The organism is Thermostichus sp. OS-CIW-30, from assembly GCF_054060215.1.
In genome coordinates, this window is sequence record NZ_JBSSCZ010000003.1 from 37297 (window position 1) to 56502 (window position 19206).

A 19206-nucleotide genomic window follows, 5' to 3' on the forward strand; every position below is an offset into this window, starting at 1 on the left:
GAGCCAGACGGACGGGGCCACCATGACGATTCAAACCAGCCGAACCCTCTCCCACTCTCTGGGCAGCAGAGCGAGCTCAAGCGCTGTTGCTTACCAGACCGAGTGTGTTGAATCTCATCGGGATGATAACGGCGTTCACTACGGCAAATTTGCTCTGGGGCCACTGGAGCGCGGCCAAGGGATCACGGTGGGCAACGCTTTGCGGCGGGTGTTGCTCTCCAATCTAGAAGGGACGGCGGTGACTGCTGTACGCATTGCCGGGGTGACCCACGAGTTTTCCACGGTGCCGGGGGTGCGGGAAGACGTGATGGAGATCCTTCTAAACATGAAGGAGCTGGTGCTGCGCTCCAGTTCCCCCGAGACTCAGGTGGGCCGCTTGGTGGCTCAGGGGCCAGGGGAAGTTACTGCTGAGAAGCTGCAATTGCCCAGCGATGTGGAGGTGATCAACCCCCGTCACCACATTGCCACCCTGGCGGAAGGGGCGATTTTGGAAATGGAGTTCATGATTGGCCGGGGACATGGCTACCGCGCCGTCGATTACTCCGACAGCAAAGCGATGGCGATTGATTTTCTGCAGATCGACTCTGTCTTCATGCCGGTGCGCAAGGTGAACTACGCTGTGGAAGCAGCTCGGGTGGGCCAATTCCTGGAAAAAGATCGGCTAGTATTGGAAATCTGGACCAACGGCAGCCTCACCCCGCAAGAGGCCCTCAGCCAAGCGGCCCGCATTTTGGTGGGCTTGTTCGCACCGCTGCAGGAGGTCAGCTTCGATGCTCCTGTGCCGCCCAAGCCAGACGAGGACAACCAAAAAAACCAGATCCCCATCGAGGAGCTACAGCTCTCGGTACGGGCCTACAACTGTCTGAAGCGAGCTCAGATCAACACGGTGGCCGATCTGCTGCTCTATACCGAGGAAGATCTGCTGGAGATCAAAAACTTTGGCCAGAAGTCTGCCGAAGAGGTGGTGCAGGCTTTGAAAGCCCGCTTTGGTCTGACACTGCCCCGCACCCGCGAAAAAGGCAAGGCCTAGAGTTTAGGTTCCGTCTCAAGCATCTGCACCGCTAGCACAACCGCGTCAAAACGCAAGGATCCCCGAAGAGTGTAGGACACAAGACAGAGGTTACCATGCGCCACCGCCGTCGTACCCCCCACCTCAATAAGCCCGCCGACCAGCGCAAGGCCCTGATGCGGGCGCTGACCACGGCTCTGCTGCGGGAAGGGCGGATCACCACCACCAAAGCCCGCGCCAAAGCCATTCGGGCCACCACCGAGAAGATGATCACCCTGGCCAAAGAGGGATCCCTGGCGGCGCGGCGACAGGCGCTGGCCTACATCTACGACAAGGAGCTGGTGCGCTCCCTGTTTGAGCAGGCTCCTGAGCGCTACCGGGATCGGCCCGGTGGCTATACCCGCATCTTGCGCACCGTGCATCGGCGGGGGGATGGAGCAGAAATGGCGGTCATCGAGCTGGTGTAGCGGAAAGGGATCCATGCCGTACCGTCGCATTGCCCTGAGAATTCAGTACCTCGGCAGCAGGTTCTATGGCTGGCAGCGCCAGGCAGCCCGCCGTACCGTGCAAGGGGTGCTGGAGGAGGCGATTGCGTCGCGGGCGGGGCATCCGGTAACCCTCTATGGGGCCGGTCGCACCGATACGGGGGTTCATGCTGCAGGCCAGGTGGCCCACTTCGACACCACCTCCGGCATCCCTGCGGCGGAGTGGTCGAGGGTGCTGAACGACTGTCTGCCGGAAGATGTGGTAGTGCTGGCTTCTGCTCAAGTGCCTGACTCCTGGCACGCCCGCTTTTCGGCTCGCTGGCGCCGTTACCGCTACCTGATCCTGAACCGGGAGCGACCGGATGTGTTCTGGCGCCTCTTTAGCTGGCAGGTGCGTTGGCCTCTGCAGGTGGAGCCGATGGCGGAAGCCCTGAATTCCCTGCTGGGGGAGCACAGCTTGGAAGCCTTCCGGCGGCGGGGATCGGATCGGCCCCACTCGCGGGTACAGGTGCAGGAGGTGCTCTGCCAGCGGCTGGGGGACTTGATCAGCATCGAGGTGCAGGCCAGCGGCTTCCTCTACCGGATGATGCGGCTCTTGGTGGGATCCCTAGAGGTGGTGGGCCGGGGCCAGCTCAGCCCGGCACAGTTTGTCCACCTGTGGCAACACAACGACTGGAGCCAGATGCGCACCCGCTACAGCGCTCCTCCGCAAGGGCTGTGCCTGACGGATGTGGGCTATGCTGCGGATCCCTTCGGTCAACAGTTCGCCCACTCGCCGCCCTTTTGGGCCTTGCCCACAGAGCCTCCCTCCGCCCTCCGGTCGCCGGCTGCGTTGGCCCATTCCTGCGGTTGATCTGGGCGATCTCCAAGCTTGTCCTGATATGTTTCCTTGGCTGCCATGAACAAAACTCCCCTTCCCAACCCCGAGACTCTGGCGCCCCGCTGGTATCTGGTGGATGCTGCCAATCAGCGCCTGGGCCGCTTGGCCGCCGCTGTGGCCACCCTCTTGCGGGGTAAGCATAAACCGGACTTCACCCCTCACCTGGATACGGGGGACTATGTAATTGTGATCAACGCTGAGAAAGTGGTGGTCACTGGCAAAAAGCGCACCCAAAAGCTCTACCGCCGCCACTCTGGCCGTCCTGGCGGCATGAAAGTGGAAACCTTTGCCCAACTGCAGGCGCGCCTGCCGGAGCGGGTGGTGGAAAAAGCGGTCAAGGGAATGTTGCCCCACACCCGTTTGGGCCGGCGGCAATTCACCAAGCTGAAAGTTTATGTCGGGCCAAACCACCCTCATGAGGCCCAGCAGCCCCAAGTTTATCCCCTCAACACGATCCCAGGAGCCAAAGCATGACTCAAGCGAGCAGCCAACGAGCCGTTTATTGGGGAACGGGACGCCGCAAAACCGCCGTTGCCCGCGTGCGTTTGGTGCCCGGCACGGGCAAAATCATCATCAACGACAGGCCGGGAGACCAGTATCTGCAGTATCAAGAAGCCCTTCTGGCCAGTGTGAAGGGGCCGCTAGAGATCCTTGGTCTGGAAAACTCCTACGATATCCTAGTGCGAGCCCATGGCGGCGGCGTTCACGGCCAGGCGGATGCGATCAAGCTGGGGGTGGCGCGCGCCCTCTGCGAGGTGGATCCGGCCAATCGCGGCCCTTTGAAAGTCGAGGGTTATCTGAAACGGGATCCGCGCGCCGTGGAGCGGAAGAAATACGGCCTGCGCAAGGCCCGCAAGGCTCCCCAGTACTCGAAGCGCTAGGGATCCCTGCCGTTGTTTTTAGAGGAAGATGTTGATAGACAAGGGTATAGAAACAGGCCCAGAGGAGGAAAGGGTTATGCCCAAGAAAGGATTGCACCCGCAGTGGTATCCAGAAGCCAAAGTCATCTGCAACGGCGAAGTGGTGATGACGGTGGGATCCACCAAGCCGGAGCTCAAGGTGGATGTTTGGTCGGGCAACCATCCCTTTTTCACTGGCAGCCAGAAGATCATCGACAGCGAAGGCCGGGTGGAGAAGTTCATGCGCAAATACGGCATGAGCGGTGGCAAAAAGGCCAAGTAGAGGTTCCCCCATCTGGGTGTGGGCAACGCTTGGATCCCTGGGTATTGCGAATCTATGGCTTCTGCTCAACTGATCGACCAGCTTAAGAATGTCGAAGCCACTTTTCAGGAGCTGACGGTGCGCTTGGCCGATCCGGACGTGGCCACGGATCCAGCTGAGCTGCAGCGGATTGCCAAGGCCCGCTCCTCCTTGGAGGCCACCGTCCAGGCTTTTCACGACTGGCAAAAGCTGAATCGCGATCTGCAACAGACGGAAGAGCTCTTGCGGGAATCGGCCTCCGACCCGGAGCTGGAGGCGATGGCAAGAGCGGAACTTGAGCAACTGCGGGCCCGCCAAGAACAACTGGAGGAAAAGCTCACCCTGCTGCTGCTGCCCCGGGATCCCAACGACGACAAGAACATTATGTTGGAGATTCGCGCCGGCACCGGTGGGGAGGAGGCGGCGCTGTGGGCGGCGGATCTGGCCCGTATGTACACCCGCTACGCCGAGAAGCTGGGCTGGTCGGTGCGTCTGGCGAGCCTCTCGGAAGGAGAGCTGGGGGGCTACAAAGAGGCGATCCTGGAGATTCAAGGGGATCAGGTGTACAGCAAGCTCAAGTTTGAAGCTGGCGTGCATCGGGTGCAGCGGGTGCCCGTCACCGAAGCGCAAGGCCGTGTCCACACCTCGACGGCCACGGTGGCGGTGATGCCAGAGGTGGACGAGGTGGAGGTGGTCATCGACCCGAAAGACATCGAAATCAAAACGGCACGTTCTGGGGGGGCAGGCGGCCAAAACGTGAACAAGGTGGAGACGGCGGTGGATCTTCTCCACAAGCCCACCGGGATCCGGGTGTTTTGTACCGAGGAGCGTTCCCAGCTGCAGAACCGCCAGCGGGCCATGCAGATTTTGCGGGCCAAACTCTACGAGATGAAGCTGCAGGAGCAACAGGCCTCCATTAGCTCTGCCCGGCGCATGCAGGTGGGAACGGGATCCCGCTCGGAAAAAATTCGCACCTACAACTACAAGGACAACCGCGTTACCGACCACCGCCTCAACCAGAATTTCCCTCTGCAGCCCATCTTGGATGGGGAGCTGGACGACTTGATCCAGGCTTGTATTGGCCTTTACCAAAAAGAGCTGTTGGCGGAGCTATCCTAGGCCAAACTGAGTTACCGCCAGCGGATGGGATCCCTTCTCGAGGACCTTTCCTCTGCCGAGCTAGCGGTAGAATAAATACCCACGTCGAGTGCCTAAACCCCCATGCTGGCCGAATACCGCCAACACGCCGCTGCCCGCGAGGCCCAAGGGATCCCGCCGCTGCCCTTAAACGCTGCCCAGACCAGCCAGGTGTGCGAGCTCCTGAAGGCCCCGCCTGCTGGCGAAGAAGCCTTTTTGTTGCACCTCTTAACAGAGCGCGTCCCGCCGGGGGTCGATGAAGCCGCCTATGTGAAAGCGGGCTTTTTGGCCGCTGTGGCCAAGGAGGAGGTTGAATCCCCGTTGATCACTCCCCTGCGGGCGGTGGAGCTCTTGGGCACCATGCTGGGGGGCTACAACGTCCAGGTTTTGCTGGATCTGTTGCGGGATCCCCGGAGTGAGATTGCAGCGGCAGCAGCCCGCGCCCTCAGCCACACCCTGCTGGTTTTCGATGCCTTTCACGACGTGCTGGAGCTGAGCCAGTCCGGCAATGCCTATGCCCAACAGGTGATCGAGTCCTGGGCCAAGGGCGAATGGTTTACCGCCAAAGCTCCCCTGGCCGCAGCAATCACTGTAACAGTGTTCAAGGTTGCCGGCGAGATCAACACCGACGACCTTTCCCCCGCCGCCCACGCCACCACCCGCCCGGATATCCCCCTCCACGCCCAAGCCATGCTGGAGTCCCGCGCTCCAGGATCCCTGGTTACCATTGCCGAGCTGAAGCGCCGCGGCCATCCCGTTGCCTTTGTGGGGGATGTGGTAGGCACGGGATCCTCCCGCAAATCCGCCCTCAACTCGCTGCTCTGGCACATCGGCCACGACATTCCCCATGTGCCCAACAAGCGGGCCGGCGGGGTCATCCTGGGGGGCACCATCGCGCCCATCTTCTTCAACACCGCCGAAGATGCCGGGGCCTTGCCCATCCAGTGCGATGTCTCCCGCCTGGAAACCGGCATGGTGGTTACCATTTGCCCCTACGAAGGTGTGATCCGCTCTGAGGCCGGCCAGGTTCTCTCCACCTTTTCCCTGCGGCCCGTAACCCTCCCCGACGAAGTGCGGGCGGGGGGACGTATTCCCCTGTTGATTGGCCGTGCCCTCACCGACAAAACCCGCCAAGCCTTGGGTTTACCTCCCTCCACCTTGTTTATCCGCCCCACTCCACCGGCAGACACCGGCAAAGGCTATACCCTAGCGCAAAAAATCGTGGGCAAAGCCTGTGGGCTGCCAGGCGTGCGCCCGGGCACCAGTTGTGAGCCCCTCATTACCACGGTGGGATCCCAGGACACCACCGGCCCCATGACCCGCGATGAGCTGAAGGAGCTGGCCTGTCTGGGCTTCAACGCCGACCTGGTGCTGCAGAGCTTCTGCCACACCGCCGCCTATCCCAAGCCGGTGGACATCCAGATCCACAAAGAGCTGCCCGACTTTTTCGCTTCCCGTGGGGGCGTTGTCCTGCGTCCCGGCGATGGCATTATCCACTCCTGGCTCAACCGCATGCTCCTGCCGGATACCGTCGGCACCGGGGGCGACTCCCACACCCGCTTCCCCTTGGGGATCTCCTTCCCGGCGGGATCCGGTCTGGTGGCCTTTGCCGCCGCCATGGGGGTGATGCCCTTGGACATGCCGGAATCGGTGCTGGTGCGCTTTAAGGGGGAACTGCAGCCGGGGATCACCCTGCGGGACATTGTCCATGCCATCCCCTACGTGGCCATTCAGAGGGGGCTGCTCACCGTTGAGAAAAAAGGCAAGAAAAACGTCTTTGCCGGGCGCATCATGGAGATCGAGGGCCTGCCGCATCTGAAGGTGGAGCAAGCTTTTGAGTTTACCGATGCCTCGGCAGAGCGCAACTGTGCCGGCTGTACCATCCAGCTGAGCCTCGAGACGGTCTCAGAATATCTGCGCTCCAACGTGGTGCTGCTGAAGAACATGATTGCCCGCGGCTACCAGGATGCGAGAACCTTGCTGCGGCGCATCGCCAAAATGGAAGCATGGCTGGCCAACCCCAGCCTGATGGAAGCGGATCCCGACGCCGAATACGCCGAAGTCATCGAAATTGACCTCAGCACCATCACCGAGCCGATCGTCTGTGCCCCCAACGATCCCGACAAGGTGATGACCCTAAGCGAAGTCCATGCCCAACACGCCGCCGGCAACCCCGATACGCCGATCAAGATTGACGAAGTTTTCATCGGCTCCTGCATGACCAACATCGGCCACTACCGCGCCGCCGCCAAAATCCTGGAAGGCCAAGGGCGGGCCAAGGTGCGCCAATTCTGGATCTGTCCGCCCACCCGCATGGATGAGGCACAACTGCGCTCGGAAGGCGTATACGGCATCTTTGCTGCCGCCGGGGCCAGAACGGAAATGCCGGGATGCAGCTTGTGTATGGGCAACCAAGCCCGCGTGGAAGACGGGGCCACCGTCATGTCCACCTCCACCCGCAACTTCAACAACCGCATGGGCAAAGACGCGCGGGTTTATCTGGGATCCGCCGAGCTGGCCGCCGCCTGCGCCCTTTTGGGCCGGATCCCCACCCCTGAGGAGTACCGAGAGATCGTCTCCACCAAGATCCAGCCCTTTGCCGGCGAGCTGTATCGCTACCTCAACTTCCACGAGATCCCTGGCTTTGAGGACGAAGGACGGGTCATCCCGCGGCAGCACGTGGAGGAGCTGTCCAGGAGCCGTTCTTGAGCGAGAATAGGGGCTAGCTGCCCTGATAGCATGGCAGGGATCGCCCCATTGCCCTGGAGAAAGCTCAATGGCCCTGAATCCAAAGAGGATCCGCCGCATCCACCGCACCCTTGCCCCCATCCTGGCCTTGCCTTTGGTGGTAACGGTGCTAACGGGATCCCTGTATCAAATTGCCCGCCTCAACCAAAACTTCGACTACTACTGGCTGATCCAAATCCACAAAGGGCAGTGGGGCCCCCTCGATCTGCAAGCGGTTTACCCCTTCTTAAACGGACTGGGGCTGCTGGTGATGGTGGCCACCGGTCTCAGTATGTGGTTACCCACAAAACTCCATCGCCGCCCCAAACATACGGAGTCCCAGAGGGTTTTGGATGGATAAACCTGTAGGGTAAACACCTAAGAAACATTCCAGAAAACCCTACACTTCTCGGAATAGATTTGAATACACTAGAAGCATAGAGGTTTTGCTTATACCTCTAAAGTTGAGCCCCGAAAGCTAAGCTAAAAACTCGAACTGGAAGTCAAAAAAGCAAAGTAATAGAGGAGGAGGATGCTCTATGGCTCTTGTCCGCTGGGATCCATTTCGTGAAATTGACGAAATTCAACGGGAAATGAACCGGATGTTCGACCGGCTGATCCCTCGCACCACCGAGGCCGACGGCTTTGCCTTCATGCCGGCAGTGGAGATGCACGATGATCCCGAAACCATTACCCTGAAGCTGGAGCTGCCCGGCTTGAACCCCAACGACTTGGATATCCAAGCGACAGCCGAAGCGGTCTCCATCACCGGGGAACGGCGATTTGAGAAGCGCTCTGAAGACAAAGGGGTAACCCGGACTGAATTCCGTTATGGGCGCTTCCAACGGGTGATCCCGCTGCCGAACCGGATCAAACACGATCAAGTGAAAGCCGAATACAAAGATGGGATCCTCACCCTCACCTTGCCCAAGGCAGACTCTGAAAAAGCCCAAGTGGTCAAAGTGAGCGTTGTCTCCTGATGGCCTAGAGGTTAGGCAACTTCCTAATAGGGAAAAAGGATCCCATAGAGGTAGGCGATGAGCCTACCTTTTTTTACATTTCGGTTCAAGATTCCATGGCTTCCCAGCTCCCCTCTCCTTCTGGGAAAGGGGCCGGGGCAAGGGCAGGGGCAACGACCATAAACTGGCTTCGCTGCAGGGATCCCCAGCTCTCCCTACCGAACTCAACTCAACTCGATTTGACTTTTGCCCGCCGCTTTGGATAGGGTTTGAGTGCGCAACGGAGCCAAGGTTGAGAGCATGGCCAGCGTTACCTACGAACACGTTACCAAGCGCTACAGAGACACCACCGCCGTCCACGACCTGAACATCGCCATCGAAGACGGGGAATTTCTCGTCTTCGTCGGTCCCTCCGGCTGCGGCAAAACCACCTCTTTGCGCATGCTGGCCGGACTGGAAGAGGTGAGCGCCGGCTCCATCTACATCGGCGACCGAGTGGTCAACGATATCCCCCCCAAGGATCGGGATATCGCCATGGTCTTCCAGTCCTACGCCCTCTACCCCCACATGACCGTGGCCGAGAACATGGCCTTTGGCCTCAAGCTGCGCGGCCTGCCACGGGCGGAGATCGAAAGCCGGGTTAGGGGGGTGGCCAAGCGCCTTGGGATCGAGCACCTGCTTAACCGCAAGCCCAAGGAACTTTCGGGTGGGCAACGGCAGCGGGTTGCCGTCGGGCGGGCCATCGTGCGCAATCCGGCGGTGTTTTTGATGGATGAGCCCCTCTCCAACTTGGATGCCAAGCTGCGGGTACAGGCGCGGGCCGAGATTAGCAAGTTGCACATGCAACTGGGCACCACCTTTATCTACGTTACCCACGACCAGGTGGAGGCCATGACCATGGGCAACCGCATCGCCGTCATGAAGGATGGCCGCCTGCAGCAGGTGGATACCCCCCACACCCTCTACACCCGCCCGGCCAACCTGTTTGTGGCCGGGTTCATCGGCAGCCCTGCTATGAACTTTTTCCAGGCCAAGCTGCGGGAGCAAGAAGGCACTCTCTGGGTGGATACCGGCGCCTTCCGCGTGCCCATCCCACCCCACCAGGCGGATCCCTATCGGCACTATGCGGGCAAGTCGGTCATCTTCGGCATCCGCCCGGAAAACATCCACGATCCCCACTACCAACCCCCAGGGATCCAACCTGCCCCGGTGCGGGCTAAGGTCTCCGTCACCGAGCTGATCGGCCATGAAGTGATCCTCCATCTCAGCACCACCGACCGAGAAGGGATCCTGGCCGAGCAGGAGTTTGTGGCCCGCGTGGATCCCCGTACCCAGCTTCGGGTTAACCAGTGGGCAGAAGTGGTCTTCGACATGGATCGCTTCCACCTGTTTGACCCGCAAACCGAGCAGCGGCTGGGATAAAAACGATGACCAAAAAAACTGGGTTACAAGCCCCGCCCTTCTAGGGCGGCTTTTGTAAGATGCTATTCGACAGAAAAGGCAACTTTGCATGTACCTTGTCCGCAAGCTCAAGCTAGGCGTCTCAGAGCAACTGCAGCTGTTGAGCAGGGCAGCAGGCGAGCTGTACTCAAAGGTGCTCGTTCACTTTTGGCGGGTTGTCCGCAAGAAGGGACTGTGGTTGAAACCTTCCACGCTAATGCGGTGGTTTCCCAACGACCCTGAGAATACACTTCATGCTCACAGTGCAGACGCGGTAGTGCAAAGCTTCTTTGCCTCTTTGAAGTCCTGGCGAGAACGCCGCCAAACCGACCCCAACGCCCGTCCACCTCGACGGCGTCGGTACTATTCCAAAGTTCAATGGAAGTCTTCAGCCATCCAAGTCGTCAATGGAAAGCTGCGATTGTCGAACGGGAAAGGCAATGAGCCCCTGATGATTAACTGGGCTTGGGACACACCTGTTTGGGTAGAGATGGGCTGGGATGGCCAGCAGTATGAGTTGAGAGCTTGCTACAAGGTGGGGGATACGCTGCCGGAAGAAGAGGGGGAAGAGAGCAACGTTGCCGCTGTGGATTTGGGTGAGATTCACCCCGCAGTCGCTCATGAGGGGGGACAAACCTACCTTGCCAATGGCAGGCTGCTGCGCTCCAAAAGGCGCTACCAGAACAAGCTGCAGGGCAAGCTAGCTCGACTCCTGGCGCGCAAAAAGCGGGGTTCTCGGCGGTGGAAGCGGCTAATCCGTTCCAATCGCGTGAGCGGGACGGAGTCCTTACGCCTGCAGCTCAAGAAGCTACACCACCAAATCCAAGACATTCTGCACAAGCAGACGACCAGACTGGTCTCCACGCTCCACGAGCGAGGCGTGCAGACAGTTGTGATTGGCGACATTCGGGATATCCGGATGTCTGCCAACTACAACAAGAAAGCGAATCAGAAGATCCACCAGATGTTGCATGGTCAAGCTCGGCACCAAATCACTTACAAGGCCGAACGGCTGGGGATGAAGGTTGTGCTGCAGGATGAGCAGTACAGCTCTCAGGAGTGTCCTGTTTGTGGGCAGAGAAACAAGCCCAAAGGTCGTGTGTACAGGTGTGGGTGTGGGTTTGAGTTCCATCGGGACGGGGTGGGTGCAATTAACATTGTTGCTACGCAACGCTAACGCGAACGCAGGAAGTATCTGGGCTCCGGCCCAGTAGTTGGGGTTATGGCATCCCCCATAGGGTTGAGGTTGAGGACTCCGTCCCGCTAACGCGAACAGCCTCATGCCCTGTGTAGCTCAGTTGGTAGGAGCAATTCTGCTGGCTGAGAAAGAATCCCCGTCCTTTAGGGCGGGGGGTATGTCAACCAAAAAGGCCCCCATGTATGAATCAGGGGGGCTTTCGTAAGTCCTGGCTTTGCACTTGCCTAGCGAAGTGGGGAATCCAGCAGAATGACCAGGCGTTCTTCCAAAAACTTCAGGTTGGCCAACACTTGACTAAACGCTTCTTCCTGCGTCCAGTCCATAATCTCCATGGTCTTGTGGACTAGAGATTGCACCGGCACCGGCAAGGGGCCGAAGACATCCACCAGCCAGCGCACCGAGAAAGGATCGATGGTAATGTTCCCCTCAGCTCCCGGCCAGCCGTTGATGTTGACAGGCCCGTTGTCCCGAATGGCGTTGAGAAAAGCCTGCTTGGCATCCAACTTCACCAGAAGGGGGTGGGCTTGCACCGTGCCGTTCCACCATTCGTCGTTCGTAAACGGCTCAGCCTTGGGAATGCCGGGGTGCCCACACCAAAAGTCGATCAAGCGGGTCATGTTGGGGAAAATCAGCTCGATGAAGTGAAGCTTTTGCTCCTCGCTTAACTTATTGAGTTGCCGCATCGAGTAGGGCACCGGCTTGGTCAAGACCCTCTCCAACTTCCACTGCTGCCAATTCACCATGCTAATAAACTCGAGGCCGGCCTGCCTCAACATCTCAAACACCTGCGGCACCGTAAAGCCCTTGTCGCTGCGCAGCAGGAAGTTGGCCAGGATCCCCGCTGTGGTTTTGATGGCATCGCCGTTCCAGTGGCTCTTCACAAAGCTGGCGTCGGTGAGCGCTTCCATCACCTCTCGTAGCAGGGGCACCGCTTTGGCTGCCGGCTCGTCCATCACCCCCAGCAGCTCCATCGCATCCTGCATGTTGAAGATAAACTGCCGCTGATAAAGGCTATGAACATTGGTGCGGATGATCCCATCGGGCTTGAGCACCTGCCGCATGCCTTTCAAACCGGCAACCGGGTCGTCCAGTAGGTAGAGAACGTCGTTGCAGGCAATAAAATCAAACTCCTCCCCCAGCGCCGTCATGTCGGTAATGTCCATAACATGAAAGCGGGCGTTTTCAATCTTATGGAACTTAAAGCGCTGCTCTGCCATCTTGATGGACTCCGGCGAAATATCCACACCCACATAGCGAGCGCCGGGGTTGGCCGTTGCCAAAACCAAAGTTTCCCAACCGGAGCCACAGCCGGCATTGAGCATCACCTTGCCTTCCGGCAATACCACCTTGCGATCCCGCAGGTACCTGGCCGTCGTAAGGCTGTTGGCAAACAAGGCAAGGTTGTCGGTAACCGTCTGCTCAATCGGCACATTCGGGTAGGGAAACTCGTCAAACTGCGCCTGTACGGGGTTGGACACAACTTTCTCTGCCATGGCAGTCTTCCTGTTTTTGGGTATCCCAACACTCTTAGCACGCACCCTATCGTACTGCACAGCAAGCAAAAGACTGAGGCAAATCCAGAAAAGCCTGAGGATGGTATAGTGGTGGGGTGTTTTGTAACTACCTAACCTAGAATTCAGGGGAGTCGGGAAGAGGGATCCTTCGATGAGCCCCCGCAAGCGGCTGTTTTGGTTAATGGCAACTTTTCTCCTTGGAATTCTGGCTGCTTGTGGGCTAGCTAGCGGGCCCAGCCTCCTCAGTCGCCCAGAGACTTCATCGCCCGCCCCAGAAGGAGGCGTTGCTGCCTACTACGACGGCAACCCGCAATCGGTAACCATCCGCGATGCCGCCATTGCCTTTGCCATTGCCAGCGGGATCACCCAGCCCAGCCAGATTGTCAGCTTTGTCAACACCGTTTTGCGGGTGCAGCCTCCTCTCACCTTGGCTGAGGTGACCACGGCCGACCCCAATCCGGTGGCCATCTCCGATTTTGATGGGGATGGCACGCCAGGCACCATTCGGGATGCGGCTATTTTGTTTGCCATTGCCACTTTGCAGACCCGCGATGCCAACCGCATCAACACCTTCGTCAACACCGTTTTGCGGCTGCAACCTCCCCTCAACCTTACGCCTGAACAAGCGGCCAGATTGCCAGGGCCGGGATTTGTTCCGCCCACAGGGCTTCCAACCGCCTCGCCTTCGCCGTCACCACCTGGGATCCCCACCCTGGGGGTGCCGCAGGCGGTTACAGGGCGCTTGACCACCAGTAGCCCTCGGGATCCCCGTCGTCCTACTCACTTCATTCAGGATTTCCTGCTCAGCGCGCCTGCGGGGCAAACGGTGCGGATCCAGCTTTCCAGTATCGACTTCGATACTTACCTTTTCATCGTTAACCAGGCTACCGGCGAGGTGATTGCCGAAAACGACGACTTTGGGGGGAGTACGAATTCCCAGCTCGACTTGGTTGTGCAAGCTGGAATCAACTACTTGGTGCGGGTTAGCAGTTATGACCCTGGTGCTACGGGTGCTTTCCAGCTTAGGACTGCTCTGGTTGCCCCGGCACCCACTCCTTCTCCCACGGCTTCGCCCACTCCCTCTGCTGGCGGCTTCAACATCGAGATTGAATTCATCGACAACAGCCTCAGCCCTTCCCAGCGCAACATCGTTCTGCAAGCGGCCCGGCGCTGGGAGCAGATCATCACCGGGGATCTGCCTGATGTAACCGTAACTCTGGAGGCTGGCTTCTGCGGAGCTGGTTTCCCCCCGACTCCCCTGGTCAACCGGCCTGTGGATGATCTCTTGGTTCAAGTAACCGGCGCCCGGCTCCTCTCCAGCCCCCCTGAGAGTGATGGTCCGGGTAAGGCTGTGGGTCAAGCGGGCCCCTGTGGCCCCCTTCGGCCCGGGATCGGCATCATCCCCTATGCCAGGATAGGGATCGACCCGGCATATCTGGGTCGCTTAGAGGATCAGGGATCCCTGTTTGACGTTGTCCTGCACGAGCTGGGCCATGCTCTGGGGTTTGGCACCGTCCCCAACTGGCGTCCTCTTCTCCTCAACAGCGGCACCTCCAACCCGCGCTTTGCCGGCCGGCAGGCCACTGCTGAGTACAACAGCCTGGGCGGATCGGGGAATGTGCCGGTGGAGGTTGAGCCACCTCCCGAAGGTCACTGGCGGCGAACCCTAGGGTTGGAGCTGATGACGCCGGTGCTGCCACCGCCACCTGCACGCCCTGCTCTTAGTCGTATTACGGCTGCAGCCATGCAGGACCTGGGGTACCCAGGCGTTAACCTGGCTGCTGCGGATCCCTATACCCTGCCTCCAGAAGGGCGCCGCCTGCCCCCAGGGGAGGGGCTCTTCCTTGGCAACGACGCTGTTTTTGGCCCAATTGGGGGTGAGATAGAGCTTTTGCCCTAGCCGAGTACCTTCCAAAAAAGGCCCCCTAGCGGGGCCAGCAGGGGGAGGAGTCAAGCTTAAAGAGGAGGGAGAACTTTATGCTTCAGGCAAGGGTTCATAGGGCTGCAGGAAGAAGGATCCCCAGAAGGAGGAGGGAAAGTGTTGGTACCTAAGCTTAGGGTTCCCGTTCCCGTTGCTGCATTTTTGATGCCAATACCAACCTCATTGGTTCCAGTGCTGAAGGTGGTGCCATCCACGATCACAGAACCGCTGGAGTGGCTAGCTTTAATCCCAATTGCCCCTAACTGATTGGCTGTGTTACCGTTCAGCTTGATCTTAGAGCTTGGGCCCAACACCTTGGAGCCTCCGACGTTTAGCCAAACGGCTATGCTTGGTTTAAGGTCGGTTCCACTGGTAATGCTTTCGAGATTCACCGTGCTCGATTGAACAATCACCGGCCCTGCTGAAGCTCCACCTAAAACACCCACAACACCTAGACCATTGCTGCCGGTAGATTCAATGGTACTGCCGACTACCTCCAGAGTTGTGTTGTTACCTGCATGCACGATGGCGGCGGTGTAGTCTTTGTCGCCTTTGATCTGAACCTCCAGCCCTTGCAGCAAGATGGTACCGCCCAGCGTTAGAGCAGTTACTGCAATACACCTGTCACCCAAACTTGTAAAGGGCGTGCCGCCAGTGCCAAGATCCTTACAGTCAATCTTCATGTTTTCTAAAGATGTGCCCACACCGGCAAGGTTGATGGCTGCTGTAGGAGTAGGCCCACCCGGATCCCCGCTGGTAATCTTGAAGCCCTTGAGGCGATAGCCTTTGTTGAGAGTTAGGAGCTTGCCGCTCAAATTGAGGTTAAAGCCACTGGGGCCGACCACCGTCACAGATCCTTTAGTCAGGTTAGGGGTGCTGATGTTGCTAGAAACGCCCTGAGTTGCTGCCCTGACAATCGTTACCGTTACATCTGTTCCTCCGCCGGTGCCTGAGCCGGTAGTGTTGGCAGCAGAGCTGACGATGGGTGTAGTTAGCGCATACTCCACTGTTTGAAATGGCTGAGTAGCCGTACCAGGGTTCGTATTGTCTCCATACACTGGATCTACGAAGAACTGGATGGTCGAAGGTGTGGGCGTCGGAGTCGGGGTCGGAGTCGGTGTCGGAGTCGGGGTGGGCTCGCTGAAGAGGGTATCTAAGTTCGGCTGCGTGACGCTGACACCGCTGAGCTTCAGGGTGGTGGCAAGGAAGGGATTGATCTTACTGGCCGTCGGCGGAAGACCTGTTGAAATTGCCGCAAACAAAACCGCCGCATCCTTGCAGTCCACCACCCCATCGGCAGTAAAGTCCGAAATGGACGGCTTGAGCGGGTTGCCCAACCCCGTCACGTCGGCAGCCGTAATCGGCCCCACCTTGAGGGTGTTATTGACAAAGTTAACAATCTTCCCGGAGTCGTTGGTGTTGAGGGTGCAGGCGGCAAAAAGGACTGCCGCATCCTTGATGGTGACTGAGGTCTTTACCCCGTCGTAGTAGAAAGCAATGCTCTCGGAACCCCGAACTGCCGTTTCCGGCGCCTGAGCGGAAATGGTCGGCGGAACTTGAGTAACCGTAGGCGGATCCGAAGAGAACGAACAAGCGACCATGCCTCCTGCCAGGGAGGAAGCCAGAAGCAGGGGAGCTAACGAAGACCGGAAGCCGGGCCTTGAGCCGCGGGAAGCCATGGTAAACCTCCTACTGAAGAATCCTTGCCAGGGTAGAAGTCCTTGACAAGACTTGCCCAGCTCACTCCAGGGAAACCACAAGACAAACCTTACGCTGATCCTAAGGATACCCAAAGAGCTCTCAAAAAAAGAAGTACAGAGACGGTGCCTTTCCCAAAGTTGAAGAACAAGAAAGACAACCGGCTGCCACCCAGCTCCTCCTGAATGAGAACCGATTGCCCTCCTGGAGCCAGCCCTGAGTTAGTTCACCAAAATGCCAGGCCCGAAGTTGAAGTAGGTGGTGCTGCCAGGGTTGGTGGTGTTGTCAAAGGTGCTAAGGGTAGTACCGCCGACCGTAATCGGCCCAGGTGAAGGAATGGCGGGAGTCACCCGGATCTGGCCGCCAAAGGGAATGGTAAAGGAAGTGGGGAAGGTGGCCACATTCCCAGACACCGAGGTGGAGGTGGCGATCACCGTGCCATCTGCTTGTCGAATGGTTACCGTGGCCCCTGCCGGCAAGCCCGGGATCGTAATCTGCGGGCCGGCAGGAGTCGGTGTTGGCGTGGGTGTTGGAGTTGGAGTGGGCGTGGGTGTCGGTGTTGGCGTGGGCGTGGCAACCGTGAGAGGATCCCTTGAGGAAGAGCCACAGGCCACCACTAGCCCGGCCAGAGCAGCAGACAATACCAACGAGGCCAGGGAAAAATGCCGCCTATGTGGGAACTTAGACATTCTCAGACCTCCAGCAAAGTGAGTAGGAATTAGGACAGCGGTTGCAGTCCTGGCCCAGTATCGGCCAGCTCAGGGGAACTAACGGGTATTATTCCCTAACCCCAGCCCAGAAGGAAGAGGATCCACAGCTCTGGACCTAGTCTTGGCTCATAAGGTAGTTGATGGCGCGGTTTTGCTGCTCAACCACCTGGCGCAGCTCGGCAATGCTGGCCCGCAGCTCAGCGATGGACTCCCTAGTTTGGGCAATGGCTGCAAAAACTTGCCCAATCGCCTCTGTGTTTTGGGCAATGACTGCGAAAAGACGCTCAATGGCCTCTGTGTTCTGGACAGTAACTGTGGAAACACGCCCAATGGCCTCTGCGTTCTGGACAGTAACTGTGGAAACACGCCCAATGGCCTCTGCGTTCTGACCAATGGCTGCAAAGGCTTGCCCAATCGCCTCTGTGTTCTGGGCGGTGGCTGCAAAAAGACGCTCGATGGCCTCTGTGTTCTGGACAGTAACTGTGGAAACACGCCCAATGGCCTCTGCGTTCTGACCAATGGCTGCAAAGGCTTGCCCAATGGCCTCTGTGTTCTGGGCGGTGGCTGCAAAAAGACGCTCGATGGCTTCTGTATTCCGGGCAGTGGCCTGGGCATTGGCCAGCGTCTGCTGGGCCAGGACTTCCAAGATGGCCTCCACCCGCTCCAACCGCTCCGACATGGGGTTCCCTACACCAGCTTAGGATCCCATTCTAGCCGGATCCCTGGCCTACCAGCGGCAGGGGCCGCGCTCCCCATTGGGGCAGATGGTCTCCCCGTCCGTCCGCACCCCCCCCAGCTGGGCTCCTTTCAGAATCGCCCCCCTGAGGTTGGCCCGCCGCAACTGGGCCCCGTTGAAAGCGGTGTTTTCCACATAGGCCCCGGCCAAATTGGCCCCCGACAGATCTGCTTCTAGAAAGACTCCCCCTGCACCAGCGCCTCGCCCAGATCAACGCCGGCCAGCTTGGCGTTGGGAAGCACCACCCCAAGCAACTGGCAGCCGGAGTGTGTCGCGTAAATGTATCAGCCGCCCGCCCTTGCCGACACAGTCCAGCAGCCCCAGGGCAAGCAGCTAGGCAAACCTTTTGGCCATCCCCTCTGCCCCAAGGGAGAGCAACGCAGCGACCTTCAGCCAACAAAAAACCCCCCACACAAGGGGGGGGAGCAACAAACTAGCCTTCTGGCCGGTTATGGATTAACATTCTTGAAAAGGTTCGGCGGTTGAGGGAAGCTGTTGCCGTTCACGACATCGTTGACAAAAATTCCAAGTCCTGATCCTCCCGCATCTATTCCGATGCCTACATTATTGACAGAAGCCTTGAACTCATTGTCTTGAATTAGGTGTCCGGTGGCGCCAGGGTCAACCGCAACACCAAATGAATTGGGGGCATCACCAGCCACAAGGATCTTGTTGCCCTTGACAACAGCGATACTGGAACCAGCATTAAGCGTAATTGCTAAAGCTTTACCACCACCAGTGGTAGCAGAAGAAAAGTCAAACTTAGAGTCAAGTACAGTGGTACCAGGATCATAACTATCTATAGCTCGAAGAATGGAACCAGGATTTTGATTGATAACAGAAGACAAGTTAAACGTAGAGTTAAGTACAGTGGTATTAGCAGCATTAGCCTTTATAGCTGCAGTGGTACTACCAAGATTATTTAAACCATCTGACTTGAACTCACTGTCGATGATTTTAACGCCCGCGCCTTTTATGAGTACTGCTGTTGTTTGCACATCGAACGTGATCTTATTACCCGAGAGCTTCACATTGGCTGCGTTAACTTTGATACACGTGTTTGTCGCTCCTGGTTTACACCTAATCGTCGCATTGTTGATGGATGCAGTGGACTTGTCGATGACAATACCCTCATTGCCATTGACCTCGATAGAGAAGCCCTCCAACTTCACATTCTCGTTCAGCGTCAACTGCTTCCCGGCGGCAATAGACAGCTTGTAATTCGTCGGACCCACGATGGTGATAGAACCACCGGGCACAGTAGTATTCAGGCTGGTATTCAGATTTTGCGTAACCGGCACCGCCGTTACCACCTGAATCGTTACGTTCTCGCCCTGCTGCAGGCGCGGCACCAGCTCGCTCTGATACGGGTTAGCCCCCGCCTTCAGCACCCCTTCAAAGGTCTTCCACGGCTTTGCCGCCGTCCCTGGGTTGCTGTCGCTGCCGTTCACCGGATCCAGGAAGAAGGTGTTCGGCACCGGAGTCACCGTCACCGGCACATCCACACTCCCCAGCCCCGTCCCGCTGAAGGTGATGTTTTGCGTCTGACCCACCGCCGTCAGCGGCGCCGTGACCTGCACCGGCTGGTTCAC

General features: G+C 58.5%; 19 protein-coding genes. 13 read left to right on the forward strand and 6 right to left on the reverse strand.

Annotation, left to right across the window (positions count from 1 at the left end; translation table 11 throughout):
• Positions 1–22: 22 nt before the first annotated feature.
• The 12 genes from ACVWZF_RS01835 to ACVWZF_RS01890 all read left to right on the forward strand — a co-directional run bounded on the left by ACVWZF_RS01835 (position 23) and on the right by ACVWZF_RS01890 (position 11014).
• On the forward strand, positions 23–1030 hold the full coding sequence (locus tag ACVWZF_RS01835) for a DNA-directed RNA polymerase subunit alpha (RefSeq protein WP_011433190.1): 1008 nt from the start codon (positions 23–25) through the stop codon (positions 1028–1030).
• A 95-nt stretch (positions 1031–1125) separates the two neighbouring features.
• Positions 1126–1476 carry a 50S ribosomal protein L17 gene (rplQ, locus tag ACVWZF_RS01840; protein ID WP_011433191.1) on the forward strand — a complete coding sequence of 117 codons (351 nt, stop codon included), beginning with the start codon at positions 1126–1128 and terminating at the stop codon, positions 1474–1476.
• A gap of 13 nt (positions 1477–1489) precedes the next feature.
• Entirely contained in the window at positions 1490–2347 is an 858-nt protein-coding gene (truA, locus tag ACVWZF_RS01845; RefSeq protein WP_414331177.1) for a tRNA pseudouridine(38-40) synthase TruA, read from the forward strand.
• Between the two features lie 45 nt (positions 2348–2392).
• Positions 2393–2848 carry a 50S ribosomal protein L13 gene (gene rplM, locus ACVWZF_RS01850; RefSeq protein WP_011433193.1) on the forward strand — a complete coding sequence of 152 codons (456 nt, stop codon included), beginning with the start codon at positions 2393–2395 and terminating at the stop codon, positions 2846–2848.
• Positions 2845–3255, forward strand: coding sequence for a 30S ribosomal protein S9 (rpsI, locus tag ACVWZF_RS01855; RefSeq protein ID WP_011433194.1), 411 nt, complete (start codon positions 2845–2847; stop codon positions 3253–3255). The genes rplM and rpsI overlap by 4 nt, the downstream gene beginning before the upstream one ends.
• Before the next feature lie 76 nt (positions 3256–3331).
• Positions 3332–3556 (forward strand): 50S ribosomal protein L31, encoded by a 225-nt coding sequence (rpmE, locus tag ACVWZF_RS01860; RefSeq protein WP_011433195.1) that lies wholly within the window; start codon positions 3332–3334, stop codon positions 3554–3556.
• A 54-nt stretch (positions 3557–3610) separates the two neighbouring features.
• On the forward strand, positions 3611–4693 hold the full coding sequence (prfA, locus tag ACVWZF_RS01865) for a peptide chain release factor 1 (protein ID WP_011433196.1): 1083 nt from the start codon (positions 3611–3613) through the stop codon (positions 4691–4693).
• Between the two features lie 102 nt (positions 4694–4795).
• Positions 4796–7420, forward strand: a complete 2625-nt coding sequence (gene acnB, locus ACVWZF_RS01870; protein ID WP_457410681.1) for a bifunctional aconitate hydratase 2/2-methylisocitrate dehydratase — start codon at positions 4796–4798, stop codon at positions 7418–7420.
• Between the two features lie 67 nt (positions 7421–7487).
• Positions 7488–7799: a PepSY domain-containing protein gene (locus tag ACVWZF_RS01875; protein ID WP_011433198.1), complete on the forward strand. Its 312-nt coding sequence runs from the start codon at positions 7488–7490 to the stop codon at positions 7797–7799.
• A gap of 178 nt (positions 7800–7977) precedes the next feature.
• Positions 7978–8418, forward strand: coding sequence for an Hsp20/alpha crystallin family protein (locus tag ACVWZF_RS01880; protein WP_011433199.1), 441 nt, complete (start codon positions 7978–7980; stop codon positions 8416–8418).
• Between the two features lie 279 nt (positions 8419–8697).
• Complete coding sequence (locus ACVWZF_RS01885; protein WP_457410683.1) at positions 8698–9819, forward strand: ABC transporter ATP-binding protein; 1122 nt, start codon at positions 8698–8700, stop codon at positions 9817–9819.
• Between the two features lie 88 nt (positions 9820–9907).
• The gene (locus tag ACVWZF_RS01890) at positions 9908–11014 is read left to right on the forward strand and encodes an RNA-guided endonuclease InsQ/TnpB family protein (protein WP_011433201.1); all 1107 of its coding nucleotides are present in this window, start codon (positions 9908–9910) and stop codon (positions 11012–11014) included.
• 245 nt (positions 11015–11259) lie between these two features.
• Here the strand turns inward: ACVWZF_RS01890 and ACVWZF_RS01895 are convergent, their stop codons facing one another.
• Positions 11260–12528, reverse strand: a complete 1269-nt coding sequence (locus tag ACVWZF_RS01895) for a class I SAM-dependent methyltransferase (protein ID WP_011433202.1) — start codon at positions 12526–12528, stop codon at positions 11260–11262.
• A gap of 172 nt (positions 12529–12700) precedes the next feature.
• Between ACVWZF_RS01895 and ACVWZF_RS01900 the strand changes: the two genes are divergently transcribed.
• Positions 12701–14449 carry a peptidase M8 gene (locus ACVWZF_RS01900; protein WP_011433203.1) on the forward strand — a complete coding sequence of 583 codons (1749 nt, stop codon included), beginning with the start codon at positions 12701–12703 and terminating at the stop codon, positions 14447–14449.
• 56 nt (positions 14450–14505) lie between these two features.
• On the opposite strand, the gene ACVWZF_RS01905 is transcribed toward ACVWZF_RS01900, so the two are convergent.
• From ACVWZF_RS01905 to ACVWZF_RS01925, 5 genes are all read right to left on the reverse strand, one after another.
• Positions 14506–16071, reverse strand: coding sequence for a hypothetical protein (locus ACVWZF_RS01905; RefSeq protein ID WP_148202728.1), 1566 nt, complete (start codon positions 16069–16071; stop codon positions 14506–14508).
• A 318-nt stretch (positions 16072–16389) separates the two neighbouring features.
• Entirely contained in the window at positions 16390–16857 is a 468-nt protein-coding gene (locus ACVWZF_RS01910; protein WP_457410684.1) for a hypothetical protein, read from the reverse strand.
• A 136-nt stretch (positions 16858–16993) separates the two neighbouring features.
• A complete protein-coding gene (locus ACVWZF_RS01915; RefSeq protein ID WP_457410686.1) occupies positions 16994–17557 on the reverse strand; it encodes a hypothetical protein in 564 nt (187 codons plus the stop codon).
• 48 nt (positions 17558–17605) lie between these two features.
• Complete coding sequence (locus ACVWZF_RS01920; RefSeq protein WP_457410688.1) at positions 17606–17764, reverse strand: pentapeptide repeat-containing protein; 159 nt, start codon at positions 17762–17764, stop codon at positions 17606–17608.
• Between the two features lie 299 nt (positions 17765–18063).
• Positions 18064–19206 carry a hypothetical protein gene (locus ACVWZF_RS01925; RefSeq protein WP_457410689.1) on the reverse strand — a complete coding sequence of 381 codons (1143 nt, stop codon included), beginning with the start codon at positions 19204–19206 and terminating at the stop codon, positions 18064–18066.

Coding starts and splice junctions, on each gene's coding strand:
- ACVWZF_RS01880 (WP_011433199.1), top strand. CDS start 7,978: ATGGCTCTTGTCCGCTGGGATCCATTTCGTGAAATTGACGAAATTCAA.
- ACVWZF_RS01910 (WP_457410684.1), bottom strand. CDS start 16,857: ATGTCTAAGTTCCCACATAGGCGGCATTTTTCCCTGGCCTCGTTGGTA.
- rplM (WP_011433193.1), top strand. CDS start 2,393: ATGAACAAAACTCCCCTTCCCAACCCCGAGACTCTGGCGCCCCGCTGG.
- ACVWZF_RS01885 (WP_457410683.1), top strand. CDS start 8,698: ATGGCCAGCGTTACCTACGAACACGTTACCAAGCGCTACAGAGACACC.
- ACVWZF_RS01895 (WP_011433202.1), bottom strand. CDS start 12,528: ATGGCAGAGAAAGTTGTGTCCAACCCCGTACAGGCGCAGTTTGACGAG.
- rplQ (WP_011433191.1), top strand. CDS start 1,126: ATGCGCCACCGCCGTCGTACCCCCCACCTCAATAAGCCCGCCGACCAG.
- rpmE (WP_011433195.1), top strand. CDS start 3,332: ATGCCCAAGAAAGGATTGCACCCGCAGTGGTATCCAGAAGCCAAAGTC.
- ACVWZF_RS01915 (WP_457410686.1), bottom strand. CDS start 17,557: ATGTCGGAGCGGTTGGAGCGGGTGGAGGCCATCTTGGAAGTCCTGGCC.
- prfA (WP_011433196.1), top strand. CDS start 3,611: ATGGCTTCTGCTCAACTGATCGACCAGCTTAAGAATGTCGAAGCCACT.
- rpsI (WP_011433194.1), top strand. CDS start 2,845: ATGACTCAAGCGAGCAGCCAACGAGCCGTTTATTGGGGAACGGGACGC.
- ACVWZF_RS01900 (WP_011433203.1), top strand. CDS start 12,701: ATGAGCCCCCGCAAGCGGCTGTTTTGGTTAATGGCAACTTTTCTCCTT.
- ACVWZF_RS01890 (WP_011433201.1), top strand. CDS start 9,908: ATGTACCTTGTCCGCAAGCTCAAGCTAGGCGTCTCAGAGCAACTGCAG.
- ACVWZF_RS01875 (WP_011433198.1), top strand. CDS start 7,488: ATGGCCCTGAATCCAAAGAGGATCCGCCGCATCCACCGCACCCTTGCC.
- truA (WP_414331177.1), top strand. CDS start 1,490: ATGCCGTACCGTCGCATTGCCCTGAGAATTCAGTACCTCGGCAGCAGG.
- ACVWZF_RS01835 (WP_011433190.1), top strand. CDS start 23: ATGACGATTCAAACCAGCCGAACCCTCTCCCACTCTCTGGGCAGCAGA.
- ACVWZF_RS01905 (WP_148202728.1), bottom strand. CDS start 16,071: ATGGTCGCTTGTTCGTTCTCTTCGGATCCGCCTACGGTTACTCAAGTT.
- acnB (WP_457410681.1), top strand. CDS start 4,796: ATGCTGGCCGAATACCGCCAACACGCCGCTGCCCGCGAGGCCCAAGGG.